Genomic DNA, 19,304 nt, shown 5'->3' with positions numbered 1-19,304 from the left:
GTGGGCGCGGTGCGGCTGACCTGAAGTCAGTGCCGCTCCGGCCCACCCCTGTTGTCCCACGGACCCCTGCGGGGTCAGGCGCCGCTGACGGCTTCCGACTTCACGTCGGGGGCTCCGGCCTGGGCCGGGAGGGCCACCGAGGGGGACTTCCTGCCCTGCCGCAGCCGCTTCTCCAGACGGCTCGCGAGGGTGGTGAGGAGGAAGTTGATGGCGATGTAGATGAGCGAGATCACCGTGAGGGTGGCGATCGTGTTGGCGCCGTAGTTGGCCGTGATCTGCCGGTTCTGGCTGAGCAGTTCCGTGAGGCCGAGCAGGGCGCCGCCGAGCGCGGTGTCCTTGACGATGACGACGAGCTGGCTGACCAGGGCCGGCAGCATGACGGTCACGGCCTGCGGCAGCAGGACGTACAGCATGGTCTGGCCCTTGCGCATGCCGAGCGCGACGGCCGCGTCGCCCTGGCCCCGGGGCAGCGAGAGCACGCCGGCCCGGACGATCTCGGCGATCACGGAGGCGTTGTAGAGCACCAGGCCGGTGACGACCGCGTACAGCGGGCGGAAGTCCGAGCTGATGGTCGTGAACTCACGGTAGATCCCGGCGGCGAACATCATCAGGAGCAGCACCGGGATGGCGCGGAAGAACTCCACGAGCGCGCCGACCGGCACGCGCACCCAGCGGTGGTCGGAGAGCCGGCCGATGCCGAGGGCCGCGCCGAGCGGCAGCGCGATCACGATGGCGAGCGCGGCGGCCTTGAGGGTCTCGGTGAGGCCGGGCAGCAGATACGTCGTCCAGACCTCGGAGTCGGTGACGAACGGGGTCCACTTGTCGGCGTCCAGCTGGTGCTTGGCGTTCAGGGCGGCGAGCACCCACCAGGCCACCAGGGCGAGGACCGCGAGGAAGACGATCGTGTAGATGACGTTGCGCTGCTTGGCGCGCGGTCCGGGGGTGTCGTACAGGACGGAGCTCATCGCTTCACCGCCAGTCGCTTGGCCGCCCAGCCGAGGATCAGGCCGGTGGGGAGGGTGAGGACGATGAAGCCGAAGGCGAAGACCGCGAAGACGGCGAAGAGCGCGTCGGTCTCGTTCTCCAGCATCTCCTTCATCAGGAGCGACGCCTCGGCGGCGCCGATCGCGGCCGCCACGGTGGTGTTCTTCGTGAGGGCGATCAGCACGTTGGCGAGGGGGGTCACCGCGGCGCGGAAGGCCTGCGGGAGGACCACGAGCCGGAGGACCTGGGTGAAGCTCAGGCCCAGAGCGCGGGCGGCCTCGGCCTGGCCAGGCGGGACGGTGTTGATGCCCGAGCGCAGCGCCTCGCAGACGAAGGTGCCGGTGTACGCGATGAGGCCGAGCACGGCGAGCCGGAAGCCGATGTCCTCGAAGCGTTCCGCGCCGAGCGAGATCTGCAGGGTCTGGTTGAGGCCCAGCAGACAGGCGACGACGACCACCGTCAGCGGAGTGTTCCGGACGATGTTCACGTACGCGGTGGCGAAGCCCCGCATCAGCGGGACCGGGCTGACCCGCATGGCGACCAGGGCGGTGCCCCAGATCAGCGAGCCGATCGCCGAGTAGAGGGCGAGCTGAGCCGTCACCCAGAAGGCGCCGAGCAGGTCGTACTGCCCGGAATCAAGAAAGTCGAACACGATGCCCCGCGCTCTCCCCTGGTGGTCGGTCGGTGTGGAGGCCGCCGGGTGGGCGGCGGCCGGTGCCGGTGTGACGGCCGCCCCAGCGCGGGGCGGCCGTCACGAGGCCGGGCGGGGTGGGTCAGCTCGCGACCTTCGGCGCGGGCTCGTACTGGTAGCCCGAGGGGCCGAAGTGCTGCTTGACGAGCTTCTCCCAGGTGCCGTCGGAGACCATCTTCTCCAGCGCCTTGTTGATCTTGCCGCGGAGCTCGTCGTCGCCCTTCTTCAGGCCGATGCCGTAGTTCTCGTCGCTCATCTTCAGGCCGACGAGCTTGAACTTGCCCTGGTGCTCCTTCTGCGAGGCGTAGCCCGCGAGGATCGAGGCGTCGGTGGTCAGGGCGTCCACGGCCTTGTTCTCCAGGCCGGTGAGGCACTCGGAGTAGCCGCCGAGCTGCTGGAGGTTCGCCTTCGGGGCCAGCTTCTCCTTGACGTTCTGCGCGGACGTCGAGCCCGTCACGGAGCACAGCTTCTTGGAGTTGAGGTCGTCGACCTTGGTGATCGAGCTGTCGTCGGCGCGGACGAGGAGGTCCTGGTGGGTCAGGAAGTACGGACCCGCGAAGTCGACCTCCTTCTTGCGCTTCTCGTTGATCGAGTAGCTGGCGACGACGAACTTGACGTCACCGTTCTTGATCAGGTTCTCGCGCTCGGCGCTCGGCGCCTGCTTCCAGTTGATCTTGTCCTCGGAGTAACCGAGCTCCTTGGCCACGTACTTGGCGACGTCGACGTCGAAACCGGCGTACGTGCCGTCCGGGGTCTTCAGGCCGAGGCCCGGCTGGTCGAACTTGATGCCGATGTTGATCTTGTCGCCGTTGCTGCCGGAGTCGGAGCCGCTGCCACAGGCGGTGGCGGTCAGGGCGAGGACGACGGCGGCCGCGGCGGCGGCGGAGACGCTGCGAAGCTTCATGGAGGAAGTCCCTTGAGTAGGCGTGAGGGGGGAAGACTAGGTCGTGAACCCGCTCAGTGGTGAAGGATTTTGGAGAGGAAGTCCTTGGCGCGGTCGCTGCGCGGGTTGCTGAAGAACTCCTCGGGCGACGCCTGCTCGACGATCTTTCCGTCGGCCATGAAGACGACGCGGTTGGCGGCGGAGCGCGCGAATCCCATCTCGTGGGTCACGACCACCATCGTCATGCCGTCCCGGGCCAGCTGCTGCATGACCTCCAGGACCTCGTTGATCATCTCCGGGTCGAGGGCCGAGGTCGGCTCGTCGAAGAGCATGACCTTCGGGCCCATCGCGAGCGCGCGGGCGATCGCCACGCGCTGCTGCTGGCCACCGGAGAGCTGAGCGGGGTACTTGTCCGCCTGAGTGCCGACCCCGACCCGGTCGAGCAGGGCCCGGGCCTTGGTCTCGGCGGCCTTCTTCTCCGTCTTGCGGACCTTGATCTGGCCCAGCATCACGTTCTCGAGCACCGTCTTGTGCGCGAAGAGGTTGAACGACTGGAAGACCATGCCGACGTCGGACCGCAGCCGGGCGAGCTCCTTGCCCTCCTGCGGCAGCGGCTTTCCGTCGATGGTGATGGTGCCGGAGTCGATGCTCTCCAGCCGGTTGATCGTGCGGCACAGCGTCGACTTGCCGGACCCGGAGGGTCCGATGACGACCACGACCTCGCCGCGGGTGATCGTCAGATCGATGTCCTGGAGGACATGCAGCGCGCCGAAGTGCTTGTTCACACCGGACAGTACGACCAGGTCGTCCCCGGTGCGCGGGGTGCCCTCGGGATCCTTGGACACTGACTCTCCGCTCATCGGCCTCTTGCTCCGTCCTCCTCGGTTGGGGAGGACACTAGAGACCCGATGTGACGAGCGTCATCACATCTGAGCGGAAATTGAGGATAACGATACGGCCGCAATCGGACACAGCGCGTGAAGGTGACGCCCCGTGCCGTACCGGGTCCATAACGGAAACGGTGGCGTAACAGGGGGACACTTGACTGTGACACCCATCTTCGGTGTTCATGCCCTGGTACCACCTGGTACACAGAGAGCCGCCATCGGCAGAACCCACGGAACATCACGGAGGAGGTACGCATGCGACTGCTGCTCGTCGAGGACGACGACCACGTCGCCGCCGCACTCTCCGCGATCCTCGCGAAGCACGGCTTCACGGTCACGCACGCCCGCAACGGTGAGGAGGCCCTCCAGGCCGTCCTGCCCACCGCCCAGGGCGAGCGGCCCTCGTACGGAGTGATCCTGCTCGACCTCGGCCTGCCCGACCAGGACGGCTACCAGGTCTGCGGCCGCATCCGGAAGCTCACCACCACCCCGGTGATCATGGTGACCGCGCGCGGAGACGTGCGCTCCCGGATCCACGGGCTGAACCTCGGCGCCGACGACTACGTCGTCAAGCCCTACGACCCCGGTGAGCTCCTCGCCCGCATCCACGCCGTCAGCCGGCGCAACAGCGGAGCCGAGGAGACCGCCGGAAGCACCGGTGCCGCCGAGGCGGCCCAGCTCCGGCTCGGCTCCGTCACCATCGAGCTGCCCACCCGCAGGGTCAGCGTCGACGGCGAGAGCGTCCCGCTCACCCGCAAGGAGTTCGACCTGCTCGCCCTCCTCGCCCAGCGGCCCGGCGTCGTCTTCCGCCGCGAGCAGATCATCAGCGAGGTCTGGCAGACCAGTTGGGAAGGCACCGGCCGCACCCTGGAGGTGCACGTCGCCTCCCTGCGCTCCAAGCTGCGGATGCCCGCCCTGATCGAGACCGTGCGAGGCGTCGGCTACCGCCTCGTCGCCCCCGCCGCGTAACGACCGAACGGCCCCCCGTGCGCACCCGACTCCTCCCGCTGCTCATCGTGCTGATGGCCGGCGTGCTGCTCGCCCTCGGCTTCCCGCTGGCCGCCAGCCTCGCCGCGTCCGAGCAGCAACGGGTCGTCGTCGACCGGCTCGACGACGCCGCGCGCTTCGCCGCCCTCGCCCAGTTCGTCAGCGAGAGCAGCCCCGGCACCGACGAGCGGCAGGCCACCCTCGGCGGCGAACTCGCCAGCTACCACGACGTGTACGGCATCCGCGCCGGGGTCTTCTTCCGCGACAACCGCGCCATGGCCGCCGCCCCCGAGGACTGGGTCGTCCCGTACGACGGGGAGGGCCGGCGCGCCTTCAACGAGGCCCTGCTCGGGCGCCGCAGCCACGACCCGCCGCAGGTCTGGCCCTGGCAGGGGCACGCGCGGCTCACCATCGCCTCACCCGTCGTCCGCGACGGGGACGTGGTCGCCGTCGTCGTCACCGACTCGCCCACCGGACAGCTCCGCTCCCGCATCCTGCGCGGCTGGCTGCTGATCTTCGCCGGTGAGGCCGCCGCGATGCTGCTCGCCGTCGGCGCCGCCTTCCGGCTCACCGGCTGGGTGCTGCGACCGGTCCGCGTCCTCGACGCCGTCACCCACGACATCGCCACCGGACGCATGAACTCCCGCGTCGCCGCCACCGGCGGGCCGCCCGAGCTGCGGCGCCTCGCCCACTCGTTCAACGAGATGGCCGACAACGTCGAGGACGCGCTGGAACAGCAGCGGGCCTTCGTCGCCGACGCCTCCCACCAGCTGCGCAACCCGCTCGCCGCGCTGCTCCTGCGGATCGAGCTGCTCGCCCTGGAGCTGCCCGAGGGCAACGAGGAGATCGCCTCCGTACGGACCGAGGGCAAGCGCCTCGCGCAGGTCCTCGACGACCTGCTCGACCTGGCGCTCGCCGAGCACGCGGCGGCCGAGCTGCGGCTCACCGACGTCGGGGCGCTCGCCGCCGAGCGGGTCGCGTCCTGGCGCCCGGTCGCCGAGGACAAGGGCGTCACCCTGACCGGGGAGTGCGGGGCGGTCACCGGCTGGGCGGACCCGGTGGCCCTCTCCAGCGCCCTCGACGCCGTGATCGACAACGCGCTCAAGTTCACCCCCGCCGGGGAGTCGGTCACGGTCACCGTCGTCCCCGACCGGTCGTCGGTGGCCGTCGTCGTCGCCGACCACGGGCCGGGCCTCACCGAGGAGGAGCTCGGCCGGGTCGGCGACCGCTTCTGGCGCTCGGGCCGGCACCAGAACATCAAGGGCTCGGGCCTCGGCCTCTCCATCGCGCGCGTGCTGCTGACGGCGGGCGGCGGAGGCGTGACCTTCGCCCCGAACGAACCGCACGGCCTGCAGGTGACCGTCACGGTGCCCCGGTACGCGCCGGACAGGTCCTAGGGCTTCACCGACTGGTAGTAGCGGCGGGCGCCGTCGTGGAGTTTCAGGGGCTCGGTGTAGACGGCCGTCCGCAGGTCGACCAGCTGGGCCGGGTGGACCTGGCGGCCGATGCCGTCCCGGCTCCTGATCACGGTCCGGGTGAAGCCCTCCACCAGGTCCTCGTCCGCGTCCACCGTGGTGACCAGCAGGTTCGCCACAGCCAGGGTCTCGATCTCCCGGCCGTCCTGCGCCTTCGCGTACGCGTCCGCCGGGATCACCGCCGACCGGTAGAACCGGGTCGACGCGCCGACGTCGTGCAGCCGGTCGACCAGGCGGGCGTCCAGCGGGATCAGCCGGACCGGGAAGCGCTCGGACAGCTTCTGCACCGCGTCGGTGGGCAGGCCGCCCGACCAGAAGAAGGCGTCGAGCTCGCCGTCCTCCAGGAGCCCCGGCATCGTGTCGATGCCCGCCGAGACCGGTTCGATGTCCCGGACGGGCGTCAGGCCAGCCGCCGCGAGGACCCGGTCGGCGATCAGCCGTACGCCGGAGCCGTCCTGGCCGACGCCCACCCGCAGGCCGCGCAGGTCCTGGACCCGCTGCAGCGAGGAGCCCTTGCGCACGACCAGCTGTACGTAGTCGTCGTAGAGCCGTGCGCAGCCGCGCAGCCGCTCGAAACCGGGCCTGCGGTCGCGCTCGTACTGGGCCACCGCATCGGCCGTCGCGACCGTGAAGTCGGCCGCGCCGCTCGCCACCCGGGCCAGGTTCTGCTGGGAGCCCTCGCTGTCCTTGAGCGTTATCGACACCTCGGGCAGGTCCTGCGCCAGGGCGTTCTTGAGGAGCTCGCCGTACTTCTGGTACACGCCGGTGGGGACACCCGTACTGAACGTGACGGAGCCGCTCGGGGCGGGGGAACCGAAGGGAACCAGCCACCACACGAGCACCGCGCCCACCGCGAGCAGCGCGGCCGCGACCGCCAGGAGACGGCGGCGGGCGACACGGGAGAGCGAGGCGAGCATGCCGCGATCCTGCCAGGTCACCGACGTGTCTGGCCAGGCTCGGCGGCGCGGGAAGCCGCGCCGGGCGCTCGGCTGGGTGGTACGGGGAGCCGCCGTCGGGCGCTCGGCTGGGTGGTACGGGGAGCCGCGTCGGGCCTTGTCGCGGCGGTGCCGGGGAGTCGGGTCCGGCCCGTGGCGCGGGTGGTCCGGAGGTCCGTGCGGGGGTGCGCGCGGACCTCCGGGCCTGGGAGTCGCGCCGTCGTCAGTAGGCGAAGGCGGACTTGCCCGTCATCGTCGTGGCGACCTGGGTGACGCCGCTGCCGGGCGGCAGCGCCACCGTGGTGCCGGGGGGACTGGTGGTCGAGCCGTCGCCGAGCTGGGCCGCCGCGTTCGCGCCCCAGCCGATCACCGAGCCGTCGTCCAGCGCGGCCACCGTGAAGTCGGCGCCGCCCGCGATGCTCTGCACGCCCTTGAGGGCGTCCAGGACGACCGGGGTGGTGCGGTTGGAGGCCGTACCGTCGCCGAGCTGTCTGTCGGTGTTCTTGCCCCAGCCGGCCAGGCTGCCGTCGTCGAGGACGGCGAAGCCGGACGCGGAGGTGGCGAAGACCTTCGCCACGGCGTCGAGGTAGGCGACGTCGACCGGCTTGTTGCTGTCGGTGGTGGAGTCGTTGCCGAGCTGGCCCTCGGCGCCCTTGCCCCAGGCCTTGACGATGCCGTCGGCGGTGAGGGCGAGGACGTGCTCGCAGCCCACGGCGATCGACTCGACGTCTGCGAGGTCGGGGACCTTCTGCGGGGTCTCGCGCGTGGTGTTGGTGCCGGTGCCGAGGCGTCCGTTGTCGCCCTTGCCCCAGGTCCAGACCGTGCCGTCCTGCCGGAGCGCCACGCTGAAGTCGCAGCCCGCGCCGACGTCCTTGACCTTGTCCAGGCTCTGGACGGGGATCGGGGCCTTGTAGGGGCTGGTGGTGTCCTGGCCGGTGCCGAGCTGCTTGGAGGCGTTGGAGCCCCAGGCGAGGACCCGGCCGCCCTTGACGGCGAGCACGTGGTTGAGGCCCGCGGAGACCTCGCTCACGCCGGAGAGCCCGGCGACGGTCGCGGGGAAGGACTGGGCGGTGAGGGTGCCGTTGCCGAGCTGGCCGGTGGCGTTGGAGCCCCAGGTCTTCACGGTGCCGTCCTTGAGGAGGGCGACGGCGAAGCCGTTGGCGGCCGCGGCGGCGCCGCCACCGCCGCCGGAGAGCTCGCGGACGTCGTCACGGGCGATGCCGGTGACTGCCGCGGGGGTCTGCTGGGCGAGGACGCTGCCGTTGCCCAGCTGCCCCTGGGCGTTCTCGCCCCAGGCGCGCACCCAGGGGTCGGTGCCGGCGGAGGCGGGAAGGGCGGAGGTGGTGAGGGCCGCGAGGGACAGGGCGGCGAGGAGGGTGAGACGCAGGGGTGGGGTCATCTGCGTGCCTTTCGCTTCAAGAGGTGGGGGGTCAGTAGGCGTAGCTGGACGCCCAGGAGGAGGAGGCGGGGACGTGGGTCGTGCCGCTTCCGGCGGGAAGGACGGGGACCGGGGTCGCCGACGCGGTGACGGTGGGGTCGCCGAGCTGTCCCGAGGCGTTGTCGCCCCAGGCGAGGACGGACTGGTCGTCGAGGACGGCGAGGGTGTGGTGCCGGCCGAGGGACATCGAGGTGACGCCGGTCAGCGCGGGGACGGGTACCGGAGTGGTGCGGGTGACGGTGCTGCCGTCGCCGAGCTGGCCGTACTGGTTCCAGCCCCAGGCACGGACGCTCCCGTCGTCGAGCACCGCGAAGCCGTGGTACCAGCCCGCGAAGACTCCGGCGACGTCGTCGAGCCCCTTGACCGTCACGGGGACGGGACTCTGCGCCGTACTGTCGTTGCCCAGCTGGCCTTGAGCGTTGCGGCCCCAGGTCCGTACGGTGCCGTCCGCCAGGAGCGCCGCGGAGTGCAGGCACCCCGCGGTGACGGCCACGACGTCCTGCAGATCCGCCACCTTCTTCGGTGTGTTCTGGTTGCTGGTGGAGCCGATGCCGAGCTGGCCGCTCCCGTTGGCGCCCCACGTCCAGACCGAGCCGTCCTCGCGGAGCGCGACGGCGTGGTCGCAACCGGCCGCGAGGTCCTTGACCCGGTCGAGACTCTGTACGGCGACGGGGCGGGTGACCGGCGGATCGGTGCTCTGCGCCGTGCTGCCGTTGCCGAGCTGCCCTGAGGCGTTGGAGCCCCAGGCCAGCACGCGCCCCTTCCGGACGGCGTAGGCCTGCCGCTGACCCGCCGCGATGTCGGACACCCGGTCGAGTCCGGCGACGGCGCCGGGAAAGCTCCGGTCGGTCGTCGTTCCGTCGCCGAGCTGGCCGCTCTCGTTGCCGCCCCAGGAGCGCACCGTGCCGTCCTGGAGCAGAGCCACGACGAACGGCCGGTTGGCGCTCGCGCCGCCGGCGGCGAGTTCACGCACGTCCTTCCGGGCCAGGCCGGTGACCGATGCCGGCGTCGGCTGGTCGAGCGTGCTGCCGTTGCCGAGCTGCCCGGTGCTGTTCCGGCCCCAGGCCCGTACCCACGGATCGCTCGGTTCGGCGTGGGCCTGGCCGGTGAGCGCCACGAGGGCGAGGGCCGTCGCGAGGCCGCGCACGTACGCGTACGTCATGCCGTTCACCGGCTCAGTACGCGTACGTCGTGTTGCCGCCCAGGGAGACGGCCACGTCCTTGATCGCCGAGCCCTCGTTGAGGATCTTCACCGATTCGAAGCGCGCGACCGTCGTGCCGTTGCCGAGCTGGCCCTCGCCGTTGTGGCCCCAGGCGAAGACGTCGTCCGCCGTGACCGCGACGCCGTGCCGGGCGCCCGCCGCGAGGTGCTGGACGCCCTCCAGGCGCGGGATCTCGACGGGGGCGGTGCGGTTGGTGCGGGAGATGTTGTCGCCGAAGGCCTCGTCGCCCTCCAGGAGCTGGCCGTACTGGTTGTTGCCCCAGCCCCAGACGTGGCTGTCGCTCGTCTTGACGTAGTTGTGGAAGGCGCCCGCCTCGATGTCGGAGACGCCTTCCAGCCAGTCGACGTCCACGGGGACGGTGGAGGACTTCGTCGAGGAGTTGCCGAGCTGGCCGTAGAGGTTGTAGCCCCAGGACTTCACCGTGTCGTCGGCGGTCAGCGCGAGGGCGTGGTAGCAGCCGGCGTCGATCTCCACGATGTTCTCCAGGCCCTGCACCTGCCGGGGCACGGCGCTGGTGGCGCGGTTGCCGGTGCCCAGCTGGCCGTGGATGCCGCGGCCCCAGGCGTACACCTTGCCGTTCTCCAGGAGCGCGAGGCTGAAGTCGCAGCCGGCCGAGATCTGCTTGACCTTGGGCATGCCCTGGACGCGGTCCGGGACCGTACGGCTGTCGCCGGTGCGGTTGTTGCCGAGCTGGCCGTAGGCGTTGTCGCCCCAGGAGTAGACCTGGCCGCTGGTGTCGAGGGCCAGGGCGTGCTTCCCGCCGGCCGCGATGTCCTTGATGTTGCTCAGGCGCGGGACGGTGGTGGGGACCGTCTGGTTGGTGTTGCCGCCGTTGCCGAGCTGGCCGGAGGAGTTGTGGCCCCAGGACTTGACCGTCTTGTCCGTACGGGCGAGGACGAACGAGTCGGCCGAGGACGTGCCGCCGGCCGAGACCTGGTCGACGTCGCCGCGGAAGAGGCTGGTGACGGAGGTGGGGCTGAGGCTGTCGGCGAGGGTGCCGTTGCCGAGCTGGCCGGTGCGGCCGGCGCCCCAGCTCAGGACGGTCGGATTGCCCTCGTTGGCGAGCGCGAGGGGGGTCGGTGCGGCGGCGAGCGCGGCGGCGGCCGTGAGGACGGCCAGGCTTCGCCAGGGGGTACGCAGGGGACTGCGGCGTGTACGGGACATGGCTCTGCTCTCCTTCGATGGGGACATACGGGAGCGCTGCGCCCGGTCGGCCGACGGCCCCACAGGGGCAGGCGGTTCGGGCGCGGGTCATGCGGACAGGCCGTGCCGGGCCCTTGGGCATGGGACGCCCAAGGGCGGGGTGCGGCGGCCGGGACGGGCCGCCGGGCACAAGATCAGACTGGCCGAGAATGATCACCGTGGCGAGCGGGACGCGGTGAAACACCCGTCTGACGGACGCCCGTTCGGGGGCGCGGTTCCGGGGGCGCGTTCACCCTCCGGACGCCCCCAAGGAGGGACTCCTCGGCCGGCGCCGGCGGACCGCCGTACGGCGGCGGCCGGGGGAGTGAAGGACCCCGTCGTATACGGTCGCCCGCCGTCTCCTCCACGCCCCGGATTCCCTACGAACGGGTGGACCGACGGGCCCGGCGAGCCGCCCGTGAAGCACCCGGATCGGGCCCCTCGCGGCGGCCCCGAGTGCGCTCCGCCGAAGTGGTGAGCGGGCCCGTCGGCGCGCGCCGCGCCGTGTGTCGCGCCGGGCCGCCGGGGCCCCTGCGGCTAGCGTCGGAGCACGCTCGGTGATCTTGAGGACAGTCCCCTGTCCGCCCCTGGCGTCCCCTTCCGAGCACCCCCAACACACCCCTGTCCCAAGGGAGTTCCCATGCCCTACGTGAAGGCGCGCCGTGCCCTCGGCGTCGCCCTGCTCGCCGCCGCCCTGGCCCTGCCGGCGGCCTCCGTCGCCCACGCCGAGGAGTGCAAGCCCGACGACCAGGCCTGCCTGGACAAGGAGGCCAACGCCAAGGAGGCCAAGGAGATCGAGGAGAAGCAGAAGAAGAACGACGAGGCGGCCGCCCAGGCCGACAAGGACATCAAGGCGGCCGGGGAGAAGCTCAAGGAGTGCCCGCCCGGCTCCTCCTCCTGCATGGACAAGCTGACCGGCGGCAAGGGTGCCGACGAGGAGAAGGGTCTCAAGGACATGACCGAGACCATCTCCACGAACAAGCCCGAACCCGGGAACAATGCGGCCGAGGCCGTCTCCTCGACCTGCGCGTCCTTCCCCGGCTCGCTGCCGCAGGGGTCCACCGACCCGGGACAGTCCCCCTTCCCGGTCGGCCAACTCTGCTCCCTGCTCGGCTCCTGACCACACCCCCCACCCCCCGAAGGGTTCCTTCGTCATGTCTCCGCGCCGTCCCCGCGCCCTCCTGCCCGTGCTCGTCCTCGGCCTCACCGCGCCGCTGACGCTGCTCGCCCCGCCCGCCGCCGCCGAGGAAGGGCCGGGCGAGACCCCCGTCCCCCGCGCCCTCACCGCCGACGGGCGCCCGGCCGAGGTCGACGACGTCCTCAAGCACTGCCGGACCGAGCGCTCCGCCTGCACCTTCACGATCGACCCCAAGCTGAGCCGCGAGTACGCCACCACCGTGAGGTCGCTCGGCAACGCGGTCATCAACTGCACCCAGAGCGACATGGCCGTCGAGCGGACCGTCACCCTGAAGACCGGCACCACCGACAACATCGGCGGCGAGATCTCCGGCCAGATCACCGCCGAGGGCACGGTCGCCGCCACCGGCCAGGTCACCGCCAACCTCGCCAACGAGACCGCCATGGAACACAAGACGCCCCAGCTCGACAAGGGCCCCACCTCCACGAACGGCAACAAGACCACCGTGTCCGGCGGCGCGACGGCCTCCGGCTCGCTCACCGCGCGGCTCGCCTTCGCGGCCGCTTTCAAGGCCACGTACTCCAAGTCGTGGACCGTCGAGAACAGCGAGCAGACGGTCTACAAGACCACCGTCCACGCGCACGACATGCTCGTCTTCGGGGCGAACGCCGCCATGCGGCGCGTGGTCGGCAGCCTTGTCGCCAAGACCGGGCAACGCATCATCGGCATCGCCGTGGACAGCCCCTCGATGGTCACCAGCAGCTCGTTCATCGCCCAGACGTACGCCGCGCCCGCCGGCGTCTGCGGCGGCACGCGGCCCCCTCAGAACACCGCCCCGACTCCGGCTCCCGGCCCCGCCCCCGCTCCCGGCCCCCCGTCCGCCGCCGAGATCCCCGCCGCACGGGCGGTGCCTCCGGCCGCCGCACCCAAGCACGTCGCCGTCCTGCCCGCCGCCGCTTCCTGACCCGGGAGGAGAACCACCATGCACCGCACCACGCTCCCCGCCCTCGCCGTCCTCGGGGCCGCCGGACTGCTGCTGCCCGTCGCCCCCGTCTCGTACGCGACGCAGGCCGCCCCCGCCGAACAGGACGTCACCGTCCTCAACGGCGACTTCGCCGACCCCGTCATGAAGGGCGACGGCCCCACCACCGTCGGCCTCGACCACTGGACCGGCCTCAACCAGCGCTACTCGCCCGCCGCTTCGGGCCGCACCGACGCCTCCCACGGCGTCGCCCTCCAGAAGGACGGCAACACCCTCCGCCAGCGGCTCCGCGGGGTCCGCGCCGGGGCGAAGGTCACCGTGGCCTACGAGGACAGCCCCGCGGTCTCCAAGGAGTGCACCGGCGAACAGGTCGCCGACGGCCAGCCGTACGCCGTGAGCGGCTCCGGCGGCCCCGTCCAGGAGGTCACCACCGCCGGCGACCCCGGCCGGGTCAAGGGCACGCCCGGCAAGGGCCGTTGGACCGGACGCGCCTACGTCTTCACCGCCGGCGAGAACGAGCCGGTGCTCACCTTCACCTCACGCGTCACCGACTCCCGCACCCATGTGACCTGTTCGCCGATGATCGCCCGGATCCGCGCCGTCGAAGTGCCGCCCGCCGTCGACAAGACCGTCGACAAGACGCGCCTCGGCACCTCGGAGGCGTACAAGGGCAACGAACGGGAGAGCAGCCTCCACAACGCGGCCGCCGCCTGCAACGGCGAGAACGCCTGCACCTTCCGGCCCGACGCCCGGACCTCCTTCCGCTACTACGACAAGGCGCGGGTCGTCGGCGAGGCCTACGTCAACTGCACCCGCAACACCCTGGAGCACAGCCGGGTCCTCTCGTACTCCGAGCGCAGCCACGACAGCATCGCCCAGACGTACGCCGACGCCGGTCTCGCCCTCCCCGAGGTGGCCCGGCTGCCCACGAGCGGCGACCCGGTGGAGGACGCCAAGCGGATCAAGGAACGGCCGATGGCCACCCAGTTCTCCCAGGCGTACGAGAAGGGCTGGCAGCGGGCCTGGCAATGGTTCAGCAGCGACCAGCGGACCGTCGTGGAGCGGATCCAGCCCGGCGAGGTCAGCTGGGTCGAGCTGCAGCCGAGCCGCGAGCGGGTCGAGGGCTGGTTCGTCAGCAAGAAGGACGACTACCGGCTGCACGCCGTCGTCGACGGCCCCTCCCGCGCCGTGCCCGACCGGCTGCTCCAGCGCACCGGGCCCATGTCCGAGGCCGAGAAGCAGCGCTGCGCCGCCGCCCGTCCCATGACCACCACCCCGGTGGGCGCGGACGCGCCCGCGAGCTCCAGTGACAAGGGGCTCCTCCGGACGAAGGCGCCGGCGGCGGGCTTCCGCGCACCGGCCCGGGCCCTGCCGCTGCACTAGACGGGTCCCGCCGCCTCACCCCGCCACGGCGGTGAGGCGGCGCACCACCTCGTCCCGGCCCAGGGCGCGGGCCACGGCCACGAGGTCCGGGCTGCGGGTGGCTCCCGTGAGCGCGACCCGGACCACGTTCGCGACGGCCCTCGGCGGGCCCGCCCAGCGGTCCGGCTCCCGGCGCCAGGAGGCCGTGTCCGGAGCGTGGCCGTGGCGCCCGGCGATCTCCCCGAGCTCCGCGTACCAGTCCTCCGGGGCGACGACGGCGAACGCGGCCGCGATCTCCCGTACGCGGAGCTCGGGCAGGCCGCCGTAGCGGTCGTCCCCCGGTGCCGGTGCCCGGCCGAAGAGCTCCGCGAAGAAGAAGCCGTACCGGTCGCGGAAGCACGACCAGCGCTCCAGGTCCTTGCGGGCCGGCGCGCCCTCCGGCCGGCCCGTGGCCACGGCCGCCAGGGCGAGCCCCTCGTGGCGCGCGAGGACGGAGCCGAGCTCGGGGTCGTACTCCTCCGCCCAGGCGAGGAGCTGCGCGTACAGCTCGCCCGGGGTGAGCGAGGCGATGAACTCCCGGCTCAACGAGTGCAGTTTGGGCAGGTCGAGCAGGGGACCCGAGGGGCGCATGCCGTCGAGCCGGACGTCGGCGGCGAGCGCCTCGGCGGTGGGGACGTCCATGAGCCGGACGTTGGCGAGGCCCCGCAGATAGTGCTGGACGGCCGCCGGGGGATAGCCGGCCGACAGGTAGTAGTCCACCGACGCCTCGGGGTCCTTGCGCTTGCTCAGCTTGCGGCGCGAGGGCCCCTCCGCCTTCATCAGCGGGGCGAGGTGCGCGTACGCGGGCGGCTCGAAGCCCAGCGCCGCGTGCAGCTGCAGATGGACCGGGGCCGAGGACAGCCACTCCTCGCCGCGCACCACGAGCGTCACCCGCATCAGGTGGTCGTCCACGACGTGCGCGAAGTGGTAGGTGGGCAGCGGCAGTTCCTCCTGCGAGGACTTCAGGAGAACGATGTCGTTGCCGTTGTCCTGCATCGTGACGGAGCCCCGGATGCGGTCCGTGAACCGCACCCGGCCGGGGAACTCGTACGGGCAGCGGAACCGCACCACATACGGTTCGCCCGCCGCGAGCCGCCGCGCCGCCTCCTCCGGTGCGAGCGTCCGGCACGGCGCCCAGCGCCCGTAGTAGCCGAGGGGCGAGCGGCCCGCGCGCTGCTCCTCCGCGCTCCGGGCGAGCAGCTCCTTGCCGCAGAAGCAGGGGTACGCGCGGTCGCTCCGCAGGAGCTCGCGCACCTGGCTGAGGTAGATCTCCCGGCGCTCCGACTGGAGGTACGGACCCCAGGCCCCGTCCCCGGCGACGCCGCCCTCGTCCGGGGCGAGCCCGAAGGCCCCGAGCAGCCGGGAGAACTCCTCGGCGGCTCCCGCGACCTGGCGGGAGCGGTCGGTGTCCTCGACGCGCAGCAGGTGCACCCCGCCGGACTGACGGGCGAGCGCCCGGGCCACCGCCGCCGTGTAGAGGCCCCCGATGTGCAGGTGTCCGGTGGGGCTCGGGGCGAAGCGCGTGACCTCGGCGCCGTCCGGCAGGGCGCGCGGCCCGAACCGCCGCTCCCAGTCGGCCGGTTCCGGGAGGTCGGGCGGGAACATCGCGTTGATGACGGACAGGTCGAGCACGGTGGACTCCCTCCTGGGGTTCCTGGAGAGCCTGGGCTTCCTGGAGAGATCCACGGTAGGCCGGTGACCGGCCGATTCGAGGGCCCCGAGGGCGCGAGGCTGCGGAACCCCGAACCCTCTTCGGCCTTGTGGACCCCCAGGGGCGCCAGGGGTCAGTAGCGTCCCGAGGACCGTTCCGTACGACGACCACAAGGGGGGTGTGATGGGCGGCACGCGCGCGGTGGCCCTGCTCGCACTCGGGTCCTTCGCCATGGGGACCGACGCCTACGCCATGGCAGGACTGCTCCCGGACATGGGCGCCGACCTGGGCGTCTCCGTCTCCCTCGCCGGCCAGTCCGTCACCGCCTTCACCCTCTGCTACGCCCTGGCCGCGCCCCTCTTCTCGGCCGTCCTCGCCCGCTGGGGCACCCGAACCGTCCTCGTCGCCGCCCTGGTCGTCTTCGTCCTCGCCAACTCCGGGACGGCGCTCGCCGGTTCGTACGCCGAACTGCTCGGCACCCGGGCCCTCGCCGGCGCCGGAGCGGGCCTCTTCACCCCGGCCGCCGCCACCGCCGCCGTCGCGCTCGTCCCGCCCGAGCGCCGCGGGCGCGCCCTCGGCCTGGTCCTCGGCGGGATGAGCGCGGGCACCGTGCTCGGCGTGCCGCTCGGGCTGCTCGTCGCGGCCGGCTCCGGCTGGCGGGCGGCCCTCTGGCTGATCACCGCGCTCGGCCTCGCCGCGCTGCTCGGCGTCGCGACGGCCCTGCCGCCCGTACGCGGAGCGGCGGCGCCCTCGCTGCGCGACCGGTTCGGCGCCCTCGCCCGGCCCCGGGTCGCCGTCGTCGTCGCCGTCACCTTCACCCAGACCGTCGCCAGCCTCGGGCTCTACACCTACCTCGAACCCGTCCTGCACCGCGTCGCCGACGTGGACAGCGCCGTGCCGTACCTGTGGGTCTGGGGCATCGGCGGCGTCTGCGGCAGCTTCCTCGCCGGGACCCTCGTCGACCGCACCGGGCAGCCCGCCCGCCTCGCCGTCACGCTCCTCGGCGTCCTCGGCGCCGCCCTGGCGCTGCTGCCGTGGACCGGCGCCGTACCCGGCCTCGTCCTGCTGCCCCTGCTCGTCTGGGGCGCGGTCGGCTGGGCCTTCGTCGTCCCGCAGCAGCACCGGCTCCTCGCCCAGGACGGCGGCGCGGCCGCCGTCGGCCTCAACAGCTCCGCCACCTACCTCGGCGGCGCCGCCGGCTCCGCGCTCGGCGGCCTCGCCCTCGCCCACGGGCTCGACGCCCGCCTGCTCCCGCTCCTCGCCGCCGGGGCCGCGCTCGCGGGAGTCCTCTTCCACGTCACCGTGGCCCGGCGCACCACCGGGCCCGACCTCCCGGACACCGCACACGGGGCCGGAGCCGCGGCCGAGGCCCCCGAAAGGAACGGGGCCGGAGCCGCGGCCGAGGCCCCCGAAAGGAACGGGGCCGGAGCCGCGGCCGAGGCCCCCGAAAGGAACGCCTCATGAAATTCGGCGTCAATCTGCCGAACTACGGGCCCGAAGCCACACCCGACGCCCTCGCCGACTGGGCGCTGCGGGTCGAGGCGATGGGCTACCACTACGCCATGGTCTCCGACCACGTGGCGCTCACCCCGGACGTCCAGCACCTCTTCCCCGCCCCGTTCTACGACCCCTTCGCGACCCTCGCCTGGCTCGCCGGGGTCACCAGGACGGTGGGGCTCGGCACGACCGTGACGATCCTTCCGTACCGGCATCCCGTGCACACCGCCCGCGTCGCCGCCAACATCGACCGGTTCAGCAACGGCCGTCTCGTGTTCGGCGCGGCCGCCGGCTGGGCCGCCCGGGAGTTCGCCGTCCTCGACGTGCCCTACCGCAGGCGCGGTGCCATCAGCGACGAGTACCTCGCCGCGATCAAGGCCTGCTGGGCCGACGAGGTCGCCTCCTTCGACGGCGCCCACGTCTCCTTCCGCGAGGTCCACACCGGGCCGCTGCCCGTGCAGCGGCCCGGACCGCCCGTCTGGGTCGGCGGCCACAGCTACGGGGCGCTGCGCCGGGCCGTCCGCCTCGGCGACGCCTGGCACCCCACCTCCGTCTCCGGCGACTGGCTCCTCGGCGTGGGACTGCCCACGCTCCGCCAGGTCGCCGAGGAGCAGGAACTCCCCGTGCCCGAGCTCTGTCCCCGGATCAAACTGCGGGTCACCCCACGGCCGCTGGGCCCCGGCAGGCTGCTCGGCGAGGGCACCCTGGCGCAGATCGCCGACGACCTCGGACTCCTCCAGGACCTGGGCGCGGGCGCCGTCGTCCTCGACCCCACCTACCCGGGCGACCGGCGGGAGGCGGGCCGCACCGCGCGGGACCTCGACGTCCTGGAGACACTGGTCAAGGAGGTCATCGACGTGGACGCCGGCTGCGTACGATGACGAAACGGTGAGGGGCCTCACGGGGAGGGAGTGCGGGACGTGGCCGATCTGGACCTGCGGAAGCTGCGCGTGCTCAGGGAGCTCAGCGAGCGCGGCACCGTCAGCGCGGCCGCCCAGGCCCTCCACCTCACCCCGCAGGCCGTGTCCCAGCAGATCAGCGCCCTGGGACGGGAGTTGGGCGTCCAGCTCACCGAACCGTCCGGGCGCCGGCTGCGCCTCACCGGCGCCGCGCGGATCGTGCTCCGGCACGCCGACGCCGTGTTCACCCAGGTCGAGCAGATGCGCGCCGAGCTCGCCGCGCACGAGAGCGGCGAGCGCGGCGAGGTCGCGGTGGCCGGCTTCTCCACCACCCTGTCGGCGCTGATCCTGCCCGCCGTGGCCCGGCTGCGGGAGACCCGGCCGCTGCTGCGGACCTCGCTCGCCGAGATCGACCCGCCCGAGAGCTTCTCGCTGCTCCACCGCGGGGAGACGGACGTCGTCATCTCCGCGGACACCGCGGGGGCGGCCGGCGAGGACCCGCGCTTCCACCGGGTCGTGCTCTGCGACGACCCCTTCGACATCGCCCTGCCGGAGGGCCACCGGCTCCTCGACAACCCCCGGCTGCTCCTCGCCGACCTCGCCGAGGAGACCTGGATCTTCGCGACGACCGGCATGTGTCACGACATCGGCGTCGCCGCCTGTACCGCCGCCGGGTTCACCCCGCAGGCCTCCCACGCCATCGGCGACTGGGATGCCACCCTCGCGGCGGTGCGGCTCGGCCTCGGGGTCGCGCTCGTCCCGCGGATGGCCAAGCCGGCGCCGCGGCCCGAGGTGACGATCCGCGCGTTCAGCGAGCAGGCCCCGTCCCGTACGGTCTTCGCGGCCGTACGGGAGGGCAGCCAGACCTCCCCGGAGATCGCCGCCGTCCTGGACGCGCTCCACACCGTGGCCCGGGCGGCCGTCGCCGCCTGACCAAGGGGGACGCCGCCGCCCGAGCAGGGGGAACGTCGCCTCCTGACCAGGCGGAACGCGATTCGCCACGGCTCGTGGAAGGTACCGTCCACGAGCCGTTGCTGGACCCGTCCGGCAG

17 protein-coding genes are annotated in these 19,304 nt (G+C 72.6%); 8 read left to right on the top strand and 9 right to left on the bottom strand.

The window, feature by feature from the left end:
* Positions 1–74: 74 nt before the first annotated feature.
* The 4 genes from ACWGN5_RS22500 to ACWGN5_RS22485 all read right to left on the bottom strand — a co-directional run bounded on the left by ACWGN5_RS22500 (position 75) and on the right by ACWGN5_RS22485 (position 3,418).
* Positions 75–965, bottom strand: a complete 891-nt coding sequence (locus ACWGN5_RS22500; protein ID WP_453517938.1) for an amino acid ABC transporter permease — start codon at positions 963–965, stop codon at positions 75–77.
* The gene (locus tag ACWGN5_RS22495; RefSeq protein ID WP_453517937.1) at positions 962–1,636 is read right to left on the bottom strand and encodes an amino acid ABC transporter permease; all 675 of its coding nucleotides are present in this window, start codon (positions 1,634–1,636) and stop codon (positions 962–964) included. Before ACWGN5_RS22495 ends, ACWGN5_RS22500 begins: the two co-directional genes overlap by 4 nt.
* A 121-nt stretch (positions 1,637–1,757) precedes the next feature.
* The gene (locus ACWGN5_RS22490) at positions 1,758–2,579 is read right to left on the bottom strand and encodes a glutamate ABC transporter substrate-binding protein (RefSeq protein WP_453517934.1); all 822 of its coding nucleotides are present in this window, start codon (positions 2,577–2,579) and stop codon (positions 1,758–1,760) included.
* A 53-nt stretch (positions 2,580–2,632) separates the two neighbouring features.
* Positions 2,633–3,418 (bottom strand): amino acid ABC transporter ATP-binding protein, encoded by a 786-nt coding sequence (locus ACWGN5_RS22485; protein WP_453517933.1) that lies wholly within the window; start codon positions 3,416–3,418, stop codon positions 2,633–2,635.
* A gap of 282 nt (positions 3,419–3,700) precedes the next feature.
* Between ACWGN5_RS22485 and ACWGN5_RS22480 the strand changes: the two genes are divergently transcribed.
* Entirely contained in the window at positions 3,701–4,414 is a 714-nt protein-coding gene (locus tag ACWGN5_RS22480) for a response regulator transcription factor (protein WP_453517931.1), read from the top strand.
* A gap of 17 nt (positions 4,415–4,431) precedes the next feature.
* Positions 4,432–5,829 (top strand): HAMP domain-containing sensor histidine kinase, encoded by a 1,398-nt coding sequence (locus tag ACWGN5_RS22475; protein WP_453517929.1) that lies wholly within the window; start codon positions 4,432–4,434, stop codon positions 5,827–5,829.
* Here ACWGN5_RS22475 and ACWGN5_RS22470 read toward each other — a convergent pair.
* The 4 genes from ACWGN5_RS22470 to ACWGN5_RS22455 form a co-directional block, all read right to left on the bottom strand.
* Complete coding sequence (locus ACWGN5_RS22470) at positions 5,826–6,824, bottom strand: TAXI family TRAP transporter solute-binding subunit (protein ID WP_453517926.1); 999 nt, start codon at positions 6,822–6,824, stop codon at positions 5,826–5,828. The two genes, ACWGN5_RS22475 and ACWGN5_RS22470, sit on opposite strands and share 4 nt — an antisense overlap.
* Positions 6,825–7,065: 241 nt before the next feature.
* Entirely contained in the window at positions 7,066–8,241 is a 1,176-nt protein-coding gene (locus ACWGN5_RS22465; RefSeq protein ID WP_453517924.1) for an RCC1 domain-containing protein, read from the bottom strand.
* 31 nt (positions 8,242–8,272) lie between these two features.
* Positions 8,273–9,442: an RCC1 domain-containing protein gene (locus tag ACWGN5_RS22460; RefSeq protein WP_453517923.1), complete on the bottom strand. Its 1,170-nt coding sequence runs from the start codon at positions 9,440–9,442 to the stop codon at positions 8,273–8,275.
* Positions 9,443–9,455: 13 nt separating this feature from the next.
* Complete coding sequence (locus ACWGN5_RS22455) at positions 9,456–10,667, bottom strand: RCC1-like domain-containing protein (protein WP_453517921.1); 1,212 nt, start codon at positions 10,665–10,667, stop codon at positions 9,456–9,458.
* Between the two features lie 658 nt (positions 10,668–11,325).
* On the opposite strand from ACWGN5_RS22455, the gene ACWGN5_RS22450 reads away from it, so the two are divergent.
* The 3 genes from ACWGN5_RS22450 to ACWGN5_RS22440 are packed head-to-tail and all read left to right on the top strand — an operon-like array spanning position 11,326 to position 14,188.
* Positions 11,326–11,805 (top strand): hypothetical protein, encoded by a 480-nt coding sequence (locus ACWGN5_RS22450; RefSeq protein ID WP_453517918.1) that lies wholly within the window; start codon positions 11,326–11,328, stop codon positions 11,803–11,805.
* Positions 11,806–11,839: 34 nt separating this feature from the next.
* Entirely contained in the window at positions 11,840–12,787 is a 948-nt protein-coding gene (locus ACWGN5_RS22445; protein WP_453517916.1) for a hypothetical protein, read from the top strand.
* A gap of 18 nt (positions 12,788–12,805) precedes the next feature.
* On the top strand, positions 12,806–14,188 hold the full coding sequence (locus tag ACWGN5_RS22440) for a hypothetical protein (RefSeq protein ID WP_453517913.1): 1,383 nt from the start codon (positions 12,806–12,808) through the stop codon (positions 14,186–14,188).
* Between the two features lie 15 nt (positions 14,189–14,203).
* On the opposite strand, the gene ACWGN5_RS22435 is transcribed toward ACWGN5_RS22440, so the two are convergent.
* Positions 14,204–15,838, bottom strand: coding sequence for a glutamate--tRNA ligase (locus ACWGN5_RS22435; RefSeq protein ID WP_453517910.1), 1,635 nt, complete (start codon positions 15,836–15,838; stop codon positions 14,204–14,206).
* Between the two features lie 202 nt (positions 15,839–16,040).
* On the opposite strand from ACWGN5_RS22435, the gene ACWGN5_RS22430 reads away from it, so the two are divergent.
* Genes ACWGN5_RS22430 through ACWGN5_RS22420 form a run of 3 tightly spaced genes read left to right on the top strand, consistent with a single transcriptional unit; the run spans position 16,041 to position 19,186 of the window.
* Positions 16,041–17,321, top strand: a complete 1,281-nt coding sequence (locus tag ACWGN5_RS22430) for an MFS transporter (RefSeq protein WP_453517908.1) — start codon at positions 16,041–16,043, stop codon at positions 17,319–17,321.
* Positions 17,318–18,235, top strand: coding sequence for a TIGR03619 family F420-dependent LLM class oxidoreductase (locus ACWGN5_RS22425; RefSeq protein ID WP_453517906.1), 918 nt, complete (start codon positions 17,318–17,320; stop codon positions 18,233–18,235). Before ACWGN5_RS22430 ends, ACWGN5_RS22425 begins: the two co-directional genes overlap by 4 nt.
* A 30-nt stretch (positions 18,236–18,265) precedes the next feature.
* Positions 18,266–19,186, top strand: coding sequence for a LysR family transcriptional regulator (locus tag ACWGN5_RS22420; protein WP_453517903.1), 921 nt, complete (start codon positions 18,266–18,268; stop codon positions 19,184–19,186).
* Positions 19,187–19,304 lie beyond the last annotated feature (118 nt).

The sequence above is a fragment of the Streptomyces sp. NPDC055815 genome (assembly GCF_053616475.1).
Note: the sequence above shows the minus strand (reverse complement) of the source record. Positions and strands in the feature narration are given on the sequence as shown.

Coding starts and splice junctions, on each gene's coding strand:
- ACWGN5_RS22500 (WP_453517938.1), bottom strand. CDS start 965: ATGAGCTCCGTCCTGTACGACACCCCCGGACCGCGCGCCAAGCAGCGC.
- ACWGN5_RS22490 (WP_453517934.1), bottom strand. CDS start 2,579: ATGAAGCTTCGCAGCGTCTCCGCCGCCGCCGCGGCCGCCGTCGTCCTC.
- ACWGN5_RS22485 (WP_453517933.1), bottom strand. CDS start 3,418: ATGAGCGGAGAGTCAGTGTCCAAGGATCCCGAGGGCACCCCGCGCACC.
- ACWGN5_RS22480 (WP_453517931.1), top strand. CDS start 3,701: ATGCGACTGCTGCTCGTCGAGGACGACGACCACGTCGCCGCCGCACTC.
- ACWGN5_RS22470 (WP_453517926.1), bottom strand. CDS start 6,824: ATGCTCGCCTCGCTCTCCCGTGTCGCCCGCCGCCGTCTCCTGGCGGTC.
- ACWGN5_RS22465 (WP_453517924.1), bottom strand. CDS start 8,241: ATGACCCCACCCCTGCGTCTCACCCTCCTCGCCGCCCTGTCCCTCGCG.
- ACWGN5_RS22460 (WP_453517923.1), bottom strand. CDS start 9,442: ATGACGTACGCGTACGTGCGCGGCCTCGCGACGGCCCTCGCCCTCGTG.
- ACWGN5_RS22455 (WP_453517921.1), bottom strand. CDS start 10,667: ATGTCCCGTACACGCCGCAGTCCCCTGCGTACCCCCTGGCGAAGCCTG.
- ACWGN5_RS22450 (WP_453517918.1), top strand. CDS start 11,326: ATGCCCTACGTGAAGGCGCGCCGTGCCCTCGGCGTCGCCCTGCTCGCC.
- ACWGN5_RS22445 (WP_453517916.1), top strand. CDS start 11,840: ATGTCTCCGCGCCGTCCCCGCGCCCTCCTGCCCGTGCTCGTCCTCGGC.
- ACWGN5_RS22440 (WP_453517913.1), top strand. CDS start 12,806: ATGCACCGCACCACGCTCCCCGCCCTCGCCGTCCTCGGGGCCGCCGGA.
- ACWGN5_RS22430 (WP_453517908.1), top strand. CDS start 16,041: ATGGGCGGCACGCGCGCGGTGGCCCTGCTCGCACTCGGGTCCTTCGCC.
- ACWGN5_RS22425 (WP_453517906.1), top strand. CDS start 17,318: ATGAAATTCGGCGTCAATCTGCCGAACTACGGGCCCGAAGCCACACCC.